Consider the following 19,680-nt stretch of genomic DNA (forward strand, 5'->3'; position numbering starts at 1 on the left):
TACAAGGATTTTAAAAAGAAAATTTAAAGGAGGATTTAATTATGGCATTGTTTGATTTTGTTAAAAAGAAAGAAAAAAGTGGCTGTTGTTGTAGTGGTAATAGTAGTGCCGAAACAATGATGTTAGCAGAAGTGGGAAAAAAAGATGGCGCATTTGTTAAGGTTCTTGGAGGTGGATGTGCAAAATGCAATCAGCTAGAAGAGGCAACAAAAAAAGCTTTGATAGAACTTGGCATGGATACCTCCATCGATCATGTAACTGATTTTACACAAATTGCTTCATATGGTGTAATGACTACACCTGCACTTGTTATAGGTGGAAAGGTTGTATCTTTTGGGAAAGTTTTAAAGAAAGATGAAGTTATAGATATTTTGAAAAAACTTAGAGATTAATGTAGATATTATTGGAAAATATTAAAAAACAATCATTTAATAGAAATTATGAATATTTGTTTTAAGTAACCAAAATATTTAGAACAATAAAGTAACCATATAATTTAATAGTGCAAAAACAGCCTTTCAGCAGAGAGGCTGTTTTGGTTTATCCTAAATTCAAATAAAAGAGGAGATAAAGAATTTTTAAGACGCTGTTCTGTAAAAAAGTTAGCGTTTTATCGTGTTGGAAATAGTAAACAATATAGACAAAGAACTCATAACCAATATGAAATAACTAAAAGCATATTGCAATACAAATATTTAAATACTATAATTATGTATAGTATTTAAATATTTTAGTGAGGAGTAATGCAATGATAGTATGTATAATTTTGATAGCACTATTGCTACTATATTTTATTTTAGTTTGCCCTAATCTAAGTAGGAAGAAAGAAACACTTAGTTTTAATGAAAACTTATATGCACATAGAGGTTTTTTCGACGACAAATCTGAAGCACCTGAGAACACAATGTTAGCATTTAAAAAAGCTATTGAAAATGGATATGGAATTGAGCTTGATGTTCATGTAACAAAGGACTTAAAATGTATTGTTTGTCATGATGATGATTTAAAAAGAATTGCGGGTATTGATAAAAAAATATGTGAAATTACATTTAATGAAATAAAAAACGTAAATGTGTACAATACTAATGAAAAGATACCTAGTTTAGAAGATGTTTTAAATTTAGTTAATGGTCAGGTATCATTAGTAGTAGAAATAAAATCTATAACCAATGCATTTAAGGAAACAGAAATTATATCTCGTGTTTTAGATAAATATAAAGGAAAATATTGCATAGAATCATTCAATCCACTTGTTTTACTTTGGTATAAAAAGCATAAGTCCAATGTAATACGTGGTCAACTATCTACAAATTATAAAAATGATAATGTTTCAGGCAATAGATTTAGAAATTTCTTATTAACCTTTTTATTGTTTAATATTGTAACAAAACCTGATTTTATAGCTTATAATATAGATTACAAAAAAAACATATCATTTTTGGTTTGTACTAAAATTTATAATATATCAGGTTTTGCATGGACTGTTAAAAATCAATCTGAGTTGAATGATAGTAGAAATTACTATAATGTATTTATATTTCAAGATTTTATTCCTAAATAGATAACTAAAAAAATATTATGAAAAAATTGACATTACAGAAAAAACATACTAAAATATATTAAGGGTAAAAATAATATATAAGGTGGTGTTATATTTATACTACTAATGTATAAATAAAATAGTGTGGAGATCAATAAAAAATACAGTACTATCTTAAATAATTTCAAAAACAAAGTCATAGATAGTTGTTGCGTTAAGGCGATAATAGTCTATGGTAGTTATGCGAGTTCTGAATTGTGGAAAAAATCAAATTTGAACATATGGGTTATAACCGATATGCAAAATATAAAGGATAAAGATCAGTACTCAATAGAAGAGGATGACGTGGTTTTAAATATTGAAGTATTTGCAAAAGATTTTTTGTTATATATGTTAAGTAGCAATCAACACAAAAATTTTTACAATACTGTGCTTCATAAATGCAAGCTGTATTATTGTGTAGATAATGATATAGAAAGATTATGTGTCAATAGAACAAGTCTTGCAGAAGAAGAAAAGATAAAAGTATTATTAAGAGAAGGTTGTTATGCTGTTTCATGTTTAAGAAAAGCAGAAAAGATATTAAAACACAAGCAAAATCTTGTTTTAGGATATAGCATAATATCAAGACTTGTTAACCATTTAGCTAAAATAGAGGTTGCAATGGCAAATCAATACAATAATGAATATGTTGAGGACCAAGCGATAAAATTAAATCATGATTGTTTTTACAGTTTATATATAGATTTAATAAATAGTAAAATACAAATTATGAGTCTTCAAAACAAACTCATTAAGTGTAATGATTACTTAACTAAAAGGTATAAAAAAATTTTCAACCCACTTATAAAGTGGATGATGACGCAACAACAAGATAAAACAGTTTCTGAAATAAATAATTATTTATATGATACTTATGAAATTAAAAATGAAGAAAATAATCTTATTGATGTTTATAATTATTTATACTGTAAAAAGATTTTGATTAAGAATTTTAAGAGCATTTCACTTTTAGATGATTCAAATGAAAAATACAATGAAATATCATTTTCATATAATATCAAGGATGATTGTATAATTTAATACAATCATTTTGTATTTTATAGATTAAATTTAGATATAATTAAGAATTATTTAGTATAGGTGATTTTGTATATATTTATATATATTCGAAACAATACTACTAATTATAAAAAAGGTGGTATTTAAATGCAAAATCCAATGTTTTGTTATCAATGTGAACAAACTGCAGGAGGTAAAGGTTGTACCAAAATGGGTGTGTGTGGTAAAACACCTGAAATAGCTGCACTTCAAGATTTATTGATATATCAATTAAAAGGTATTAGTTGTTACGCTGATAACTTGTTAGAAAAAAAAGAAAAAGTAGATGAATATATTATTAAATTTGTAGAAGATGTTCTTTTTACAACTCTAACAAATGTAAATTTTGATGCAGAGGTTCACGTTAAGCTTTTAGAAAAATCACAAGAAATCAAAGATAATCTTAGGGAAAAGGCTGACAAGAATGCCTGCTATCCAGAGGAAGCAACCTATAATTTATCTTCTGCAAAATCAGATATGTTAAAAGATGCTGAAAAAGCAGGAATTATGTATAATCAAAATTTAGATGCTGATATTAGGTCGCTCCGTTCAACCATAATTTATGGATTAAAGGGAGTTAGTGCATATGCACAAGAAGCAAGAGATTTGGGGTTTCAAAATGAGCAAGTAAATAATTTCTTTTATAAGGCATTAAAATCAACTACTGATGATACTTTAAGTCTCGAAGATATGATTAGAATGACAATAAGAACAGGTGAGATAGCAGTTGAAGTAATGAAAGTTTTAGATGAGGCGCATACTACAAAGTATGAAAATCCAGAACCTAATAAAGTTAATGTACATGTTAAAAAAGGTCCTTTTATCATTGTATCGGGACATAATTTACATGATTTAGAAATGCTTTTAGAGCAAACAAAAGATAAAGGTATAAATATTTATACTCATGGTGAAATGCTGCCAGCACATGGATACCCAAGCCTTAAAAAGTATAAAAACCTTGTTGGTAATTTTGGTGGTGCATGGCAAGAACAGCAAAAAGAATTTGATGATATACCTGGTTGTATACTCATGACAACTAACTGTCTTATGAAACCAAGAGAAAGTTATAAAGACAGATTATTTACAACAAGTGTAGTTGGTTGGGATGGAGTACAATATATAGAACAAAAAAGCGATGGAACTAAAGATTTTACTCCTATTATTGAAAAGGCGCTTGAACTTGGTGGATTTGATAAAGATGAGGATAGACATGAAATATTAGTTGGTTTTGCACATAAAGCAACGTTATCACATGCTGAAGATATAATAAGATTAGTTAAAGAAGGTAAGATAAAACATTTCTTTTTGATTGGTGGATGTGATGGAGCTCGTACTGGAAGAAATTATTATACTGATTTTGCTAAAATGGTTCCTGAGGATTGTATAATTTTAACATTAGCTTGTGGAAAATACAGATTTAACAAGCTTGAGTTTGGTGACATAGAAGGTATTCCAAGATTGTTGGATGTAGGTCAATGTAATGATGCTTATTCAGCTGTAAGAATTGCACTTGCACTTTCCGATGCTTTTGAAACCGATATTAACCATTTACCGTTATCATTTATTATTTCTTGGTATGAACAAAAGGCTGTAGCAGTATTACTGGCATTATTATCTTTAGGAGTTAGAGATATCTATCTTGGACCTTCACTACCAGCATTTATTTCTCCTAATGTATTGCAGTATTTAGTTGATACTTTTAATATTAAAGCAATTAGTACACCTGAGGATGATTTGAAATCTTGTTTAAATCAAAACGTTTAATGTTTGAAAAATGTTTGCTATTACAAAATCAGTCTAAATGTAATAAATGTGTCTTCGAGTAAAAAACTACATTTCAAAGGTAGTTTAGAAAGCATAAATTAAATAAAATGTTGTTGCATCAATTAATAAATGTTATAATTATCTATAATATAGCAAAAAAAATTATAGGATAAAGGTATATTTTAAAGGATATTGAAATGATTGAAATTGGAATTAGTAATTTAGCAAAAAGTTTTGGTGTTGATAAAATATTTGAAAATATAACATTTGATATTAAGGAAAAAGAAAGAGTTGGTATAGTAGGTAAAAATGGTGTAGGTAAAACTACACTTATGAAAATTATATATGGTGATGAGGATGCTTCTAATGGCCAAGTTAGTATTAGAAAAGGTTTAAAAATTGGCTATTTAGAGCAGGTTCCAAATTATAGTGAAGATGTTTTGGCTATTGATATTTTGCATGAAGCATTTAGAGATGTCTATTGTCTGGAAAAGGAAATGGAAAACTTGCAGAATGAGTTTTCTAAGCATTTTGGTAATGAATTAGACATACTTGTGAAAAAATTTAGTGCAATACAGGACGAATATGAACTTAAGGGCGGATATAGATTAAAAGAAAAATTTAATAAGGTTATAGCTGGTTTGAATATAGCTCAGAACTTATTAAACAGTAAATTTAAACTTCTTAGCGGTGGAGAAAAGACAAGAATAGTGTTAGGTAAAATATTATTAGAAAACCCGGATATTCTTTTACTTGATGAGCCATCTAATCATCTTGATATAAAGTCGGTTGAGTGGTTAGAACAGTATTTATCAACATATGAAGGTACTGTGGTCATTATTTCTCACGACAGATATTTTCTTGATAATGTTGCTACTAAAATTGTTGAAATAACAAGTGATAGCGCTGATGTGTATTTAGGGAACTATTCTAAATATGTCATTCAAAAGGAGCTTAAATTTATTCAGGCTATGAAGGAGTATGAAGCTCAGCAAAGAAAAGTGAATAAGATGGAAGAACAGATACATCGTTATCGTGTATGGGGAGAAATGCGTGACAGCGATAAAATGTACAGGCGTGCCAAGGAACTTGAAAAAAGACTTGCAAAAATGGATGAGATTAAAAGACCTGTTAAAGATAAAAAAATCAAAAGTTTTTCCTTAACTACTCAGGGCAGAAGCGGAAATGATGTTATAGTAATTGACAATGTAAGTAAATCTTTTGATGATAAAGAATTGTTTACAGATGCTTCAATGACTGTGTTTTATAAAGATAGTCTGTGTATTTTAGGTGAAAATGGTACTGGAAAATCAACTCTTATTAAAATGATTTTAGGGAGTATGTCTTATGATACAGGTAACATCAAATTAGGTAGCAGAATACAAATAGGTTATCTTCCTCAGGATGTTAGATTTGAGAATGAAGAAGACAAAGTTGTGGATTACTTTTCATATAAATATGGTATTTCCACAAGTGAAGCTAGGAAAGAGTTAGCAAAAATTTTATTTTTTGAAGATGATGTGTATAAAAAAATAAAAACACTTTCTGGAGGAGAAAAAACAAGACTTAAGCTGTTAACAATCATGTATGAAAAATCAAATGTTTTGATACTTGATGAGCCAACTAATCACTTAGATATAGAATCAAGAGAGTCATTAGAGGAAGATTTGATAAACTATGATGGAACAATCATTTTTGTTTCGCATGATAGATACTTTATTGACAAGGTTGCAACAAGGATTGTAGAAATAGAAAATAATAGATTCAAAGTATATGACTTTGATTACGAAGGATACAAAGAGCAGAAGAACAGAGTTATTGAAGAATTAAAAGAGGCAAATGATAATTGTATTAATTTAGAAACAAAGACTGTGTCGGAATCAAAAGAGGATTATCAAAAGAAAAAAGAAGATGCAAGACGTATTAAAAAGAAAAAACGTGACTTAAAAAAATTAGAAGATACTATTATGACTACTGAAGAAGAACTAAAAACTACTGAAAAACTTTTGTATAGTAATAGAAAAGATATTGATTTAAATGAAATTCATATTAAGTATACTAATTTAAAAGAAAATTTAAATAAAATGTACGAAGAATTAGATTGTATGTATGAGGATGAAGAAATTCAACAATTTTTAGAGTAGTTGCAAAATTAAAATATAATTTTGCAACTAATTTCTATTTATGCTCCATAGGTTTTGGTTAGTGAATCCATAAAAAGATTAAGTTTAGGTGGGCTGAATGTAAAGGTGAAAAATAGTGAAATAAAAAACATAATTCCTATTGTACATAATATGTTGCAATTTTTTGATTTATATTTGTCACTATTTAGTATTTTTAGACTTAAGCGATAAGTTATTATTACAGAAATTATAAAAATTAAAACGTCTATGATTACAAAATTGCTTCCGATAATTCCTGAATAGGTGTAAAAAGATATTACTATAAATATCATTCCTATCAGAACAGATATAAATTTAGCGCAAATAAAATTATTATAATTTCTGCCATAGTAAATATATTCTATTATAGCAAATGCTATAACAGGGAAAAATAATAATTTTAAATGTTCCCAGACACTTTCATTTACTGCGCTAAAAAGTGCTACAACATCATTGCTTCCCGACCATGAATAAGCAAAATGCAATATAGTTCCTAAAACAATTGTGAAAACAGCACCTATTATATGTATATTTTTTATTTTCATATATATTTATACCTCCAAATTTTAATATACTTATTAGATAATATGTTCATTAATTTGGAATAAATACCTAATAAAAGAGAAATATTTATATTAATATATTTAACATATTGACGTATTTCAATATATTGAGTATAATTTATATAAACAAATAAATGGAAGAGTGATTAGAATGGAAAATAAATATACTAAAAATGCAAAAAAATTCAAAGCTTTGGCTGATCCTAATAGATTAATTATATTGGATATGTTGTCATCGGGTGAAAAATGTGCATGCAAATTATTAGAAGAACTTAATATAAACCAATCAACACTTTCACACCACATGAGTGTATTATGTGATGCGGGTATAGTAGATAACTATAAAGAAGGAAAATGGACACATTATTCGATATCAAAAAGTGGTTGCGAAAAATTAATAGATATAGTAAATAAAATCAAAGATTAGAAAGCATTAATAAATAAGATACTTAGCAATTGATTTGATTGCAAGTGATATTGTAAACTGAAATAATGACAATATGAAAGACAACATAACAAAGCCTACATGACCGATATTAAAGAGGATTATTAAAATAAATTGACCTATCACTACAATTAGAGAATCTAAAGATAATATTACTGATATTTTGTTTAGGATATTACTGACAGCGTTTTTGTTAGTAGAAATTTCTGATTTAGTTATTTTATAAAAATTAATTATGCAAATGGCATGTGGAATGAAAACAAATGAAAAATATATAAAGCACGGAATTATATAAATAGTATTTATAGCATTGAAACTTATTGTATCTTTAGTAAAAATATAAAGAAAAATTGCGAATAATGTTAGAGAAATTGTGTATGTTACACATGTTATTTTAATCAACATAGAAATATTATACTTTTTTTCATTAAAAAAAGTTTTCATACTTACCTCCAAATATATTTTATAATTTCACTATATCATTTAATAAAATTAATGTCAACAAATAATTATCGACAAACGATAAATATATATTTATTATCAATACTAATATTTTATATATATTAAAGCAAAAAAAGGTTCTAGTCATTAGAAGTAATGATTAGAACCTTTTTTGTTATATATTTAATTTAAAAAATTAGTAAACATCCACAAATTATAACACCTGAGAACAATAATGTTATTACACAATATCCCATGATGTCTTTAGCAGATAATCCTGCTATACCCAATGCTGGTAAAGCCCAGAATGGTTGTATCATGTTAGTCCATGCATCACCCCATGCAATTGCCATCGCTGTTTTAGCTGGAGAAACACCAATCTTTAATGCTGCTGGCATCATTATAGGTCCTTGAACTGCCCATTGTCCACCACCAGATGGTACAAAGAAGTTTACAATACCTGCTGAAAGGAAAGTGAATAGTGGGAATGTAGTAGTATTTGCAATGCTAACAAAAGCATTAGATATCACTGCTGCCAATGAAACTCCACCAATTGCAGCTCCAGTCATCATACCTTGAATTCCTGCATAGAATGGGAATTGCAGTAAAACACCAGAACAACCTTTTGTTGAGTCAATAAATGCATCTATATATTTTCTGATATTGCCATGTAATATCATTCCTACAAAAAGGAATATAAAGTTTACAAAGTTTAAGTTCAATGAATTTAAACCGTTTTTTGATATATTGTATAATATGAAAACAACACCAAATGCTACAGTAATAAGCCATAATATTTTGCTATGTTCTATCTTGTCAGCAGGAGTCTTTATTTCATATACTTTTTCTTTTTCTTCTACTAGTAAAGCAGGGTCAACTTCTATTGTATGTTCTTTATCGGGCATCATTGCTCTACACACAAAGGGTATTCCAATAACAAGAAGTCCAGAAATAACTAAGCTCATTGGAGAAAAAATAGTCATTGAAGTTGAAATTGCTTCTGTTAAGGCACCACCAGTATTAGCTACAACAGTTGAACCGTCAGCTAATGTTGTAACAGTAGAAATATTAAGTGGTATAGAACCTGACATACCACCATGCCATACAACAAATCCTGAATAGGCAGTTGCTATAAGTAATCTATAATCAACACCTTTTACTTGTTTAGCCATTTCTTTTGCTAGAAGTGCACCAATAACTAATCCGAATCCCCAATTTATCCAACAGCAAATAATAGATACTACTGCTGTTAACATGATAGCTCTACCAGGTGTTTTTGCACGGGAAGCTATTTTTTTTAGTAAATTTTGAAATACGTTAGCCTTTGCCATTGTGTTACCAAGAACTAGTACCAAAGCCATTTGCATTGAGAATGCTAATAGTCCCCAGAAGCCTCCAGCCCAGTTTAAAAGCATTGCTAGTGGACCTTGACCTGTAAAAATTATACCAGCTACAAAAACCACGATAGTTAATATAATCGCAAATATAAATGGATCTGGCAAGAACTTGTTCATTACGGATACACATCCGTTTGTAAATTTTTTAAACATAATTATGTCCTCCATTGGTTTCTTTTATGTAAATTGAAAAAATATTAACATATACAAGTAAAAAACATATATAAATAAATGCAAAAATTTAACATTAAAACATAAAATATACTTGATATATCAACAAATATTCAACTTCGTAATAAGTATACCATATGTTAAAAAAATGTCAATGTAATCTTTAACTTTTCTTAAACAACTTATAAAAAATTAAATAGAATAAAAATAAGATAATATAAATATAAGATTTATCTTATTAACCTTATTAAATAAACTTATTTTATAATACAAAAGTTGCAATTGTTAAAATATATATTAACGATAGCGACTTTTATATTTATGTTCATATAGAACTTAATATTAATAAACACAGTAAGAAAGATAAAATATAAAAATTTCATATTGACAATTGTCAATGTGAATAATATAATAAAATTATCTTAAAGAGGAAAACATAATTTATATAATTGTGGAGGTTAAAATGTCGATATTCAATTTAAAAAAAGAAAAAAGCACTGAAAAAAAAAGTACAGGTGAAAATGTATCAGAAAATATAAATAAATCAAATTCTACAAGTTGTTTATCAATAAAGATATTAGGAAGTGGCTGTGACAAGTGTGATGATTTGAAAAATAATACAGATGAAGCCATAAAGGAATTAAATATAAATGCAACTGTTGAACATGTAGAGGATTTGGTGGAAATTGTGAAATATGGTGTTATGAGTTCACCTGCTCTTGTAGTAAATGAAAAGGTTGTTTCTCTTGGAAGAGTTCTTAAAAAACAAGAAGTAGAAGAAATATTAAAAAAATATATATAGCACGAGGTGTAAAATGGCAAATGAAAAAATAAATTTATATGTTCTAACTGGATTTTTAGGTTCAGGCAAAACTACAGTTCTTCTAAATATATTAGATGCACTAAAAGAAGAACGAGTTGGAGTTATCCAAAATGAATTTGGAAAGTTAGGTATTGATGGAGATATCATTAGAAAAGATAACATTGAAATGGTCGAGATAAACAAAGGCTCAATATTTTGCTCTTGTTTAAAGTTATCATTTGTTCAAGCGCTTGCTGAAATGTCCAAGCAAAATCTGAAATATCTATTTGTAGAAAGTTCAGGATTAGCTGATCCTTCTAATATTGAGGAAATACTAAAAGGTGTAGAAGCATTATCTGGCGGTGCTTATGAATTTAAAGGAGCTATTTGTCTTATAGATGCTGTGAATTTCGAAGAACAATTAAATGACATAGAAACAGTAAATAGACAATTAAAACACTGCAATATGGCAATAATCAATAAAATTGACTTGGTAGATGATAATAAAATCGAGGATTTGATAAAGAGTGTAAGAGTGGTTAATCCTGTTTGTGAAATTGAAAAAACATCCTTTGGAAAATTAAATTATGATTTTTTAACTAAAGATTTACTTCTATACAAATGGGCTGAGTGCGAAGAAACAACAAATTCAGTACAAAACAAGCCTAAAACTTTGATTTTAAATTATTATAAAAGTATAGAAAAAGAAAAATTGAACAGTTTTTTAAACATAATAAAAAAACATTGCTATAGGTTAAAAGGTTTCTTTGATATAGACGGTGAGTGGAATCAGGTTGATGTAGTAGGAGACCAAATAGACTACAAGCCATGTGAACAAAAGCAACATTCTGAAATGGTTGTAATTAGTAAAGTTGGCCCAGCAATCATTAAGACTCTGTTTACGACTTGGGAAGAAACAGTTGGAGATAAAGTAGAAATTAAAAACTAAAAGAATAGTTTAAATAAGCAAAGCTCAGAACATTAATTGTTCTGAGCTTTTTACTTATTCGCAATTTACTTTACAAAAATAAGTAGAGCAAGAATTAGCTCTATTTTTTTGAGTCAAATTAAATTACAAATATTTATAAAAATATATATTTATGGTATAATGTAGACAATAAAGTAGGGGGTGATTTAATTGATATATAAATCTAATAAGAAATTAATAGGATTTTTGAGTCTTTTACTATTAACTCTTATTTTTACATCATGTAAAAGTAATGTAGCTAATAACCAAGAACTAAATAATGATGAATTTCAAAATGTTGTAAAAAATAATAATACTACAAATTCTGATAAAGATGAGGGTAAACAGAAGATTGAGCATGAGGGTAACCAAAAGATTGAAAATGAGGATAAACAGGATATTGAGTATGAGGAAAAATGTAGTGATATAAAAAAGGACTTAGTAAAAATAAATAATAATATTGATTTAACTATTTTAGATATGCAGACTAATGATAACGAAACATATTATGTAGTTGCACAGGAAAAGGAAAATGGCAACCAAAAGCTTTTTACTTATAAAGATGAAGATAATATAGACTTAATATTAGACAAAGATAAAATAGAACTTTACTTGAATGATGAGTTTATATATATATATTTTGAAGATAGCAATGCTGATTATAAAAAGAATGTTTCTATTATTAACTTTAATGAAACAAATTCTCTGAAGAATCGTTATAGATTTAATAACGGAGAAGTGAATTTTGGTAATACAAATAAGTACTATGCTATATTATTTAATAAAAATTTAACTATATTTGATAAAAATGAACGTATATACAAAATCGAATTTGACAAGAAAAATGATGAATATTCCCAAGAAAAAGTATCTGAATTGCAAATTGTTTATGATTTATATTTTACTCAGGATGACAAAGATGTAATGGTAGCATCATCATGGAACACTTATAAAGATGTATTTCATAAAATAAACTTAACTGATTTTAGTACTAAAACTTATTATTTTGAGCAATGTGGATTTTACGGAAAAGAAAATTATAAATTTGATAGTGAAAGTGGTAATGTTTTATATGTGACAAGCAATGCTTATCCAAATTATGATCAATATGAAAATGATGATAATGATTTTAACTTCTTAACCTATTCAAATAATAGAATTCCGCATGTATACGATAACTATGATAAATATTTATATCTCAGAAATATTTATACTGGTCAAATGTATAAAATAGATAAAATAGATACAAATAAAAATAATGAGTATTATTATAGTTTTTTAAATGATGGAAGAATAGAGTATTATAATAAAGAATCAGATGAAATTAAGACTTTAGAAATAACCAAAATACAAAGTAATGATAATTTAGTATATTGTGAAATTTCTGGAGATGGCTATACCGCAGAAAATAAAGTCAATTCTAAAGCTTCAGAGTGTATTTCTAAATATATAGATGATAAATATAATATTTCATCAAATTGCATATTTTCACAAGATTTCGATGATGTTAGCTATGTAGTAGTTGAAATACCAAACTATGAAATTGAATCAAATAAATACGAAAATATTAACAATAATACTGACTGTTCTCATAATAATTTTTCTTTAGAATTATGGAAATATGAAAATGGAAAATGCAAGAGATTATTGTACAATCAGTTTAGGTTTAGTATATATAATATTAAGTTAGATTCAAGCGAAAAATACCTTATGATTCAAGATAGAAAAGGGTATATTGTAAAGCTTGATGAAGATAATAATATTCTCTATGAAGCTAAATACACAGGTTTTTCAAAAAGTCCTAATGGTAAATATACTTTAATATATAATACTGATGAATCATTTGCTGTACTTGAAAATAACAAAATGATAATTAATTATAATTATGAGGGCACTGATGATATTGATACATTTTGGCATGTAACAGTTGGTGATTTATTATCATACTGGTGGGATAAGGATTTTAACACTATTTATATTTTGCCGGGTCCGACAACATTCCCACGGGCAGATATATATCGTGTAGATTTGGACAAAAAAAAGGTTACTTCATTAGGTAGTATCAAGCTATTTCTTGAAAAGACTATAAATAAAGACTCATCCTATATTCTTTATGATGATTCTGTATTTACTGGAGATGCGGATGGATATTACGAACATTTATATATGAATAAAAAATACAATCGTTATTTATATAATTTTAGAACAAATGAAAAGTTTTATCTATCAGATGTGATTATATATCAATCTTGGAATCAAGATAATAATATAATTACATTTAATCAAAGTAGATATGGCGGAGAGCCTATAGAGCTTGAGATAGATATAAGTGATTACATAGATAAAGGCAGAGTAACAGTTATTTCTAATATCAAAGACCAAATAGTCTCTAAATCTAATAACACTATTAAAATTGAAGATATTGAGCTGGGTGAACTATATAAAACAGGTAATTCATATTATCAGGTAGTTAAAATAAATAACATAGATAAAATAAATAAACCTATATACGAATTATGGAAATATGAAAACGATAATTATGAAAGAGTATATTCAGATTGCACTAATATATTAGCTAAAGTAAGAAATCATGTTTTATATCTGTATTGTGTAAATAATAATGATACTGACAATTTAGTAATGAAAATTGATGGTTCAAATATTACAGAATTATGTTCAATGAAAGCTGATAAAATGTTTTTAAGTAATAACAGTAAATATATATGTTTTATTTCAAATAACGGTGATTTAAAGGTATATGATGAAAATGATAACTGTATAATTAACCAAAATATATATACAGAAAAACTTATGAATTTATTTGATAAAGAGTCTTTAGAGATAGCAGACTGCTACTGTATGAAATTTGACGAGCATATATTTGTCACAATAAAAAGTAATGACATGTTAGCTGATGTTATAGAGGTTGATTTAATTAACAAGGATATTTCTTCTACAGGCTGTGAACTTGATTGTCCATATGACAACTATTTTATTAATCCTGTATCAGGCATATTATTATATCAAACAGGACGTCCAATAAAAGAAATAAGACAAGACTGTAATTGTTATACTTTAACTCATGATGATGACGAGCGCTCATTAATAGCCATAAATTTAATTAATATGAAAAGAACTATAATTGATAGTGATAATTGTTTTTATCTATTCGATATAGAAGTTTATACTGATCGTGTGAATTTTCGTAAGTTTAAAGAAGGATGTAGTAGTTCATCTGGAAAAGAATATTATTTTGAAGAAAGTTTCTTTGGTAATTAATATGTCAACGACTAGAATTATGTATTTTAATCTAATATAAACATTATAAATTAATATTTAAAGCTTGGAAAATTAAATACTTTAACAAGTATTGTAATAGTTCCGAGCTTTTTATTGTATAATTGTCTTATTATTGTGGGAAAACAACAGTCAATAACCATTTAAATTGCTCTTGTCCGTAAACTGAATGTGGTTTATTTGCTGGCATAACTAATGTTTCATTTTGATTTAATATATATTCTTTACCGTCTACTGTGAATTTTCCTGTACCTTCTAAAACAGTTACCATAGCATCTCCTGTTGAACCATGAGTACCTATTTCTTCATCTTTGTCAAATGCAAAGACTGTTACGCTTATTGCACTATTTTGAACTAGTGTTTTACTTACCACTTGACCTTTTTGAATTTGAACTTGTTCGGATAATGATATTATTGTTTCGTGATCTATATTTTTAATTAATTTAGTTGTCATATTAATTCTCCTTAGTGGTTATAGTTTATATTTAATATCTATATTATAAAAATACTATACTATAATTATGAGGATTAATATGTTGTTTATACAACAAATATTAATATTTAGGAAATTTTATTTTAATGCATTTAGCTATTGGACACATCTTTGTTTAAAAAATTCATAATTTTCTTTGGTATACATAACTTTACAAATGGTTTTAATAATATAGCAACAGGTTTTGATGCAAACACCAGTAATATTGCAAAGCTTATTACAATTATGTCTGCTAAGAGTACGTAATTATTTTGTATGTTTGCTAATATATGATATTTACTTATAAGTTTTACTACAAATCCGTGTAGTAAATAAACATACATGCTGTTTTTACCAATAAAAGAAAATATGTTTTTAGAAGTAGGTGTAAGTATCATCAAAAATAAACCCAACATAATGGCACATAAATATATTTTAATTCTATGCATAATATTATAATTTAATATATTATAGGATGCTGAGCTATAAAGCCATGTAGAAATCAATTTATTATAATTAAAATATAAATATGTAATAGTACAAATAGATGATATAACTATGAACAATACAAAATATTTATTGTTTGTAATAGTTTTTTTTGTGAAGCCAAATTGATTAAAATAATATCCTAACAAAAAGAACGGAAAAAATACCAGAGATCTTGATAAAGATATATAGTAACCTACTGTATCAGAATATCCTGCTAATAGTCCGATAGCAAAAGCAATTATAATTGATAAAAAAATTTTTCTCTTTTTTGTTTGCCTAAATAATAAAATTAATCCATTCCATAATAGCATAGATGTTAGATACCACATTATCCAGTATGGAGTAGTGAAATCTATCTTAAATCCTTCTATTTTAATAATATAAATATTAAATAAGCAGTACAAAAGTTGAAAAACGAAGTAGGGATATATTATGTTAGTTATAATTTTAGAAGCATCTTGTTTAGTTGAAAAATAACCGGAGCAAAATGTGAAAATGGGTATGTGAAATAGATATATAATTCTGTATATATATAGAAATTTACCGGTATATGGTTCTATAAGATGGCCAAGTACAACAAAAAAAATTAGTAAAGCTTTTAAATTATCAAAGAAGTAATTTCTTTCAGTATTTAATCTATTCATCCAACACCTCTAAATAGTTATTATATATAAATTTAGTAAATTGAAAATATATGTTTAATTATACTATATAATACTAAATTAGTAAATAATAACATTAGATACAGTTTGCACAAAAAAAGCACAAACAAAACGTTTGTGCTTTTAACTATATGATTTTTTTAAATACATCTTGTTTTATCATAAATCCAATTGATAGAAAAGCAGTTAATATTTCAGCACATGGATATACCATCCATACTCCATTAAGTCCAAATATTTTTGGAAGTATTGTTATTAGGGTTACCAAGAATACTAAACCTCTGCAAAGTGTCAAAAAGGTGGCTGCCTTTGACTTACTAACAGCTTGAAAATATATTAATACTATGATGTTATATGCAAATAGAGGTATCGTATAAAATAACATTTTATTTGCTTGTATAGCCATGGTAATTAGCTCCATATTATCTCTATTAAACAACATAACAATTTGTTTTATAAAAATGCTTGATAATATTGATAGAACAACTGCACTTATAAAGCCATACATAATTGCTAAATGATAACTTTCATAAACTCTTTTGTTTTTCTTTGCGCCGTAGTTAAAACTTATTATTGGTTGCATGCCTTGTCCCATACCAAAATATATGTTAAAGAAGAATGTAGACATGTATGACATGATTGTAAATGAGCTTACAGCTATTTCTCCACCAAGTTCAATAATTGTTTTATTAAATATAACTGAAACAAGTGCATATCCCATTTCACTTATAAAGCTTGGAAAACCAATTTGTAGAGACTTAAATATTTCAGCATTTTTAAAGCTAATATTTTTAAAATCTAGTCTAAAATGACCTCTTTTATTGATGAAATGAAACAATAAAATTATACAAGCGATAAATTGAGATAGACCTGTTGCTATAGCAGCACCTTTTAATCCCATATCCATTATAAAAATAAAAATGTAATTCATGGTGATGTTTGCCAATGCACTTACTATCATAGCAATCATTGATAGTTTAGGATTTTGGTCGTTTCTAACGAATATTGCCAATCCAGTTGCAAATGTGTAAAAAGGTAAACCGTAACTTATATATTTACCATACTCAATTGTATATTGCATTATTGCATTATTTGCACCAAGAAATCTGCAAATACCTTCTGGATTAAATAAAAACAATGCTGAAAATACTAATCCGATAAAAAATATTATGACTGAAGATGCAATAAAAATACTTTGTGCTTTTTCTTTTTTATCTTCACCAAATCTAATTGAAGCTAGGGTAGATCCACCAACACTAATTGCAAGTGTTGTAGCAGTAGAAGCAACCACCAAGGGCATGATTATATTTACTGCTGCAAGAGCTTCTGGACCAACACCATTGCTAACAAAAATACCGTCAAGCATAAGATGTAAAGATTTTACTATCATTCCAAGCACTGATGCGAACAAATAGTAATTAAACAGTTTTTTAATAGGGTCTGTACCTAAATTTATTGATTTATTCATTAATTAATTCAACTCCAATATTGTTTGTGTTTTTTTAATAGCAAAAGTAAATACTATCAGTTGCAACTACATAAGTCAATAGAAATTGTGAAATACCAGTAATTAACTAAATGAGCCATACAAAAAGTTGTTACGCAAAATCTTGTATATAAATAAAAAGTAGATATTTTTAAATATCTACTTCAGTATATCTATTTAGAAAAGAAAACGGATTTAATTTTGTAACATTCATGTAGTGTAGCTGAAGTTACAATTTCCTCTCAGTAGAGTACAACAAATCTACTTACTCTTTATAACTTTTATCGTGTAGATTTGGTACTCTTTGCGGCTGACCTACCATCCATTGTTATACTTTTTTATAACAATGGGATTAGGGGCAAGCATGCAATGTGATTATAAAATTAATGTAGTTTTCTTTTTGCTTCATAGACTAGCTTATTTAATTGTTCCGTCAGATTTTATTGTTACTATTTTGCATGGTATAGACTTTTCACTACTGATTATTGCATTTTTTGTAGCAACCTCTAATCCACCGCAACACGGTACTTCCATACGAACTACTGTTACGCTATTTATATTATTTGAACTAAATATAGTAGAAAGCTTTTCAGCATAATTTATGTTGTCTAATTTAGGGCATGCTATCAATGTGATTTTGTTTTTGATAAAATCATTATGAAAATTAGCATAAGCATAAGCAGTACAATCTGCAGCTATTAATAAATCACATTCATTAAAATATGGAGCGCTTATTGGTACAAGCTTAATTTGAACTGGCCACTGAGATAGCTGAGATGTAGTTGCCTCTTTTCTATTCATTCCTTTAGCTTTTGAACCAGGACATCCACAGGGTTGTTTAACTACTTGATTTTTCTTTTGATTCTCTAAAACAGATGCTTCGTCATATGCAAGAGCTTCACGTTCGATAAAAGTGATAGCACCTGTAGGACAGTTAGGTATACAATCTCCTAGTCCATCACAATAATCGTCTCGTAGAAGTTTTGCTTTATTATTAATTATACCTATTGCTCCTTCGTGGCATGCTGTTGCACATAAACCACAACCATTACATTTATCTTCATTTATCTGAATAATTTTTCTTATCATTAGTATTTACCTCCAAAATTTATAATTAGTTGACTTGTCGAATATATTATAATAAACTATAGAAAATATTTCGGTTGTATAAACAACGAAAGCGAGGAATAAATGTTTGAATATTTAAATATTATTAAAAAGTCTGTACTATTTAATGGAATATTAGATGATGAACTAAAATCTATGTTAAGCTGTTTATCAGCTAATATTAAATCATATGGTAAAAATGAATTTATTTATCGTCAAGGGGATAGTGTATCTAAGGTTGGAATGATAATGTCAGGAAGTGTTCATATAATAAAGGAAGATTTTTGGGGTAATAAAAGTATTATAACTAAATCAATTCCGGGACAAATGTTTGGAGAAACATATGCTTGTTTAAAATTTAAGGAGTTAAGTATGAGTGTAGTAACAACAGAAAAAACTGAAATATTATTTTTAGATATAAATAAAGTTTTGAAAACATGCTCATCATCATGTGAATTTCATAATAGACTAATTAGAAATTTTGTTACAGTTTTAGCAGAAAAGAATATTATACTTAATAAAAAAATAGATCATATGGCAAATCGAACTATTAAAGAAAAAATATTGTCTTATTTATCATATGTATCTCAGGAAAATAAAAGTGCTGTTTTTGATATACCATTTAATAGGCAACAACTTGCAGATTATCTTTGTGTTGACAGAAGTGCTTTATCCAATGAACTTGGAAAACTTAGAGATGAAAATATTATATCTTTTAAAAAAAACCACTTTGAATTGCTGTTAAATGAATAGCTTTAAGCAAAAAAAGCTATGTATAGTAGCAATATGACTGCTATGCATAGCTTTTTATTAA

Annotated in this window: 17 protein-coding genes; 10 read left to right on the forward strand and 7 right to left on the reverse strand. The window is 27.1% G+C overall.

All coding sequences use genetic code 11. The features are described 5' to 3' along the window. Positions 1 to 41: 41 nt before the first annotated feature. The 5 genes from JYG23_RS13990 to abc-f all read left to right on the forward strand — a co-directional run bounded on the left by JYG23_RS13990 (position 42) and on the right by abc-f (position 6,549). Positions 42 to 392 carry a thioredoxin family protein gene (locus tag JYG23_RS13990; protein ID WP_207236291.1) on the forward strand — a complete coding sequence of 117 codons (351 nt, stop codon included), beginning with the start codon at positions 42 to 44 and terminating at the stop codon, positions 390 to 392. A 356-nt stretch (positions 393 to 748) separates the two neighbouring features. Further along, positions 749 to 1,561 carry a glycerophosphodiester phosphodiesterase family protein gene (locus JYG23_RS13995; protein WP_207236292.1) on the forward strand — a complete coding sequence of 271 codons (813 nt, stop codon included), beginning with the start codon at positions 749 to 751 and terminating at the stop codon, positions 1,559 to 1,561. 123 nt (positions 1,562 to 1,684) lie between these two features. Then, positions 1,685 to 2,623 carry a hypothetical protein gene (locus JYG23_RS14000; protein WP_207236293.1) on the forward strand — a complete coding sequence of 313 codons (939 nt, stop codon included), beginning with the start codon at positions 1,685 to 1,687 and terminating at the stop codon, positions 2,621 to 2,623. A 126-nt stretch (positions 2,624 to 2,749) separates the two neighbouring features. Further along, positions 2,750 to 4,405: a hydroxylamine reductase gene (gene hcp / locus JYG23_RS14005; RefSeq protein WP_207236294.1), complete on the forward strand. Its 1,656-nt coding sequence runs from the start codon at positions 2,750 to 2,752 to the stop codon at positions 4,403 to 4,405. Positions 4,406 to 4,602: 197 nt separating this feature from the next. Further along, positions 4,603 to 6,549: a ribosomal protection-like ABC-F family protein gene (abc-f, locus tag JYG23_RS14010; RefSeq protein ID WP_207236295.1), complete on the forward strand. Its 1,947-nt coding sequence runs from the start codon at positions 4,603 to 4,605 to the stop codon at positions 6,547 to 6,549. Positions 6,550 to 6,587: 38 nt separating this feature from the next. Here the strand turns inward: abc-f and JYG23_RS14015 are convergent, their stop codons facing one another. Continuing rightward, positions 6,588 to 7,112: a DUF6512 family protein gene (locus tag JYG23_RS14015; protein ID WP_207236296.1), complete on the reverse strand. Its 525-nt coding sequence runs from the start codon at positions 7,110 to 7,112 to the stop codon at positions 6,588 to 6,590. 169 nt (positions 7,113 to 7,281) lie between these two features. Here JYG23_RS14015 and JYG23_RS14020 point away from each other — a divergent pair, with 169 nt between their 5' ends. Next, entirely contained in the window at positions 7,282 to 7,557 is a 276-nt protein-coding gene (locus JYG23_RS14020; RefSeq protein WP_207236297.1) for a metalloregulator ArsR/SmtB family transcription factor, read from the forward strand. A 6-nt stretch (positions 7,558 to 7,563) separates the two neighbouring features. Here JYG23_RS14020 and JYG23_RS14025 read toward each other — a convergent pair whose 3' ends face one another. Together JYG23_RS14025 and JYG23_RS14030 are read right to left on the reverse strand one after the other, a co-directional pair. Continuing rightward, positions 7,564 to 8,019: a hypothetical protein gene (locus JYG23_RS14025; protein ID WP_207236298.1), complete on the reverse strand. Its 456-nt coding sequence runs from the start codon at positions 8,017 to 8,019 to the stop codon at positions 7,564 to 7,566. Positions 8,020 to 8,204: 185 nt separating this feature from the next. Beyond that, positions 8,205 to 9,566 (reverse strand): short-chain fatty acid transporter, encoded by a 1,362-nt coding sequence (locus tag JYG23_RS14030; RefSeq protein WP_207236299.1) that lies wholly within the window; start codon positions 9,564 to 9,566, stop codon positions 8,205 to 8,207. 481 nt (positions 9,567 to 10,047) lie between these two features. Between JYG23_RS14030 and JYG23_RS14035 the strand changes: the two genes are divergently transcribed. From JYG23_RS14035 to JYG23_RS14045, 3 genes are all read left to right on the forward strand, one after another. Further along, complete coding sequence (locus JYG23_RS14035) at positions 10,048 to 10,386, forward strand: thioredoxin family protein (protein ID WP_207236300.1); 339 nt, start codon at positions 10,048 to 10,050, stop codon at positions 10,384 to 10,386. Between the two features lie 13 nt (positions 10,387 to 10,399). Continuing rightward, positions 10,400 to 11,335 (forward strand): GTP-binding protein, encoded by a 936-nt coding sequence (locus tag JYG23_RS14040; protein ID WP_207236301.1) that lies wholly within the window; start codon positions 10,400 to 10,402, stop codon positions 11,333 to 11,335. A 189-nt stretch (positions 11,336 to 11,524) separates the two neighbouring features. Then, entirely contained in the window at positions 11,525 to 14,632 is a 3,108-nt protein-coding gene (locus tag JYG23_RS14045; protein WP_207236302.1) for a hypothetical protein, read from the forward strand. 130 nt (positions 14,633 to 14,762) lie between these two features. On the opposite strand, the gene JYG23_RS14050 is transcribed toward JYG23_RS14045, so the two are convergent. The 4 genes from JYG23_RS14050 to JYG23_RS14065 all read right to left on the reverse strand — a co-directional run bounded on the left by JYG23_RS14050 (position 14,763) and on the right by JYG23_RS14065 (position 18,848). Continuing rightward, positions 14,763 to 15,104 (reverse strand): cupin domain-containing protein, encoded by a 342-nt coding sequence (locus tag JYG23_RS14050; protein WP_207236303.1) that lies wholly within the window; start codon positions 15,102 to 15,104, stop codon positions 14,763 to 14,765. Positions 15,105 to 15,235: 131 nt separating this feature from the next. Continuing rightward, positions 15,236 to 16,255: an acyltransferase family protein gene (locus tag JYG23_RS14055; protein WP_207236304.1), complete on the reverse strand. Its 1,020-nt coding sequence runs from the start codon at positions 16,253 to 16,255 to the stop codon at positions 15,236 to 15,238. A 145-nt stretch (positions 16,256 to 16,400) separates the two neighbouring features. Next, positions 16,401 to 17,741 carry an MATE family efflux transporter gene (locus JYG23_RS14060; RefSeq protein ID WP_207236305.1) on the reverse strand — a complete coding sequence of 447 codons (1,341 nt, stop codon included), beginning with the start codon at positions 17,739 to 17,741 and terminating at the stop codon, positions 16,401 to 16,403. A gap of 435 nt (positions 17,742 to 18,176) precedes the next feature. Next, the gene (locus JYG23_RS14065) at positions 18,177 to 18,848 is read right to left on the reverse strand and encodes an ATP-binding protein (protein WP_207236306.1); all 672 of its coding nucleotides are present in this window, start codon (positions 18,846 to 18,848) and stop codon (positions 18,177 to 18,179) included. Positions 18,849 to 18,950: 102 nt separating this feature from the next. Between JYG23_RS14065 and JYG23_RS14070 the strand changes: the two genes are divergently transcribed. After that, positions 18,951 to 19,619 carry a Crp/Fnr family transcriptional regulator gene (locus JYG23_RS14070; protein WP_207236307.1) on the forward strand — a complete coding sequence of 223 codons (669 nt, stop codon included), beginning with the start codon at positions 18,951 to 18,953 and terminating at the stop codon, positions 19,617 to 19,619. The last annotated feature ends 61 nt before the right edge of the window (positions 19,620 to 19,680 follow it).

Source organism: Sedimentibacter sp. zth1 (genome assembly GCF_017352195.1).
GTDB lineage: Bacteria > Bacillota > Clostridia > Tissierellales > Sedimentibacteraceae > UBA1535.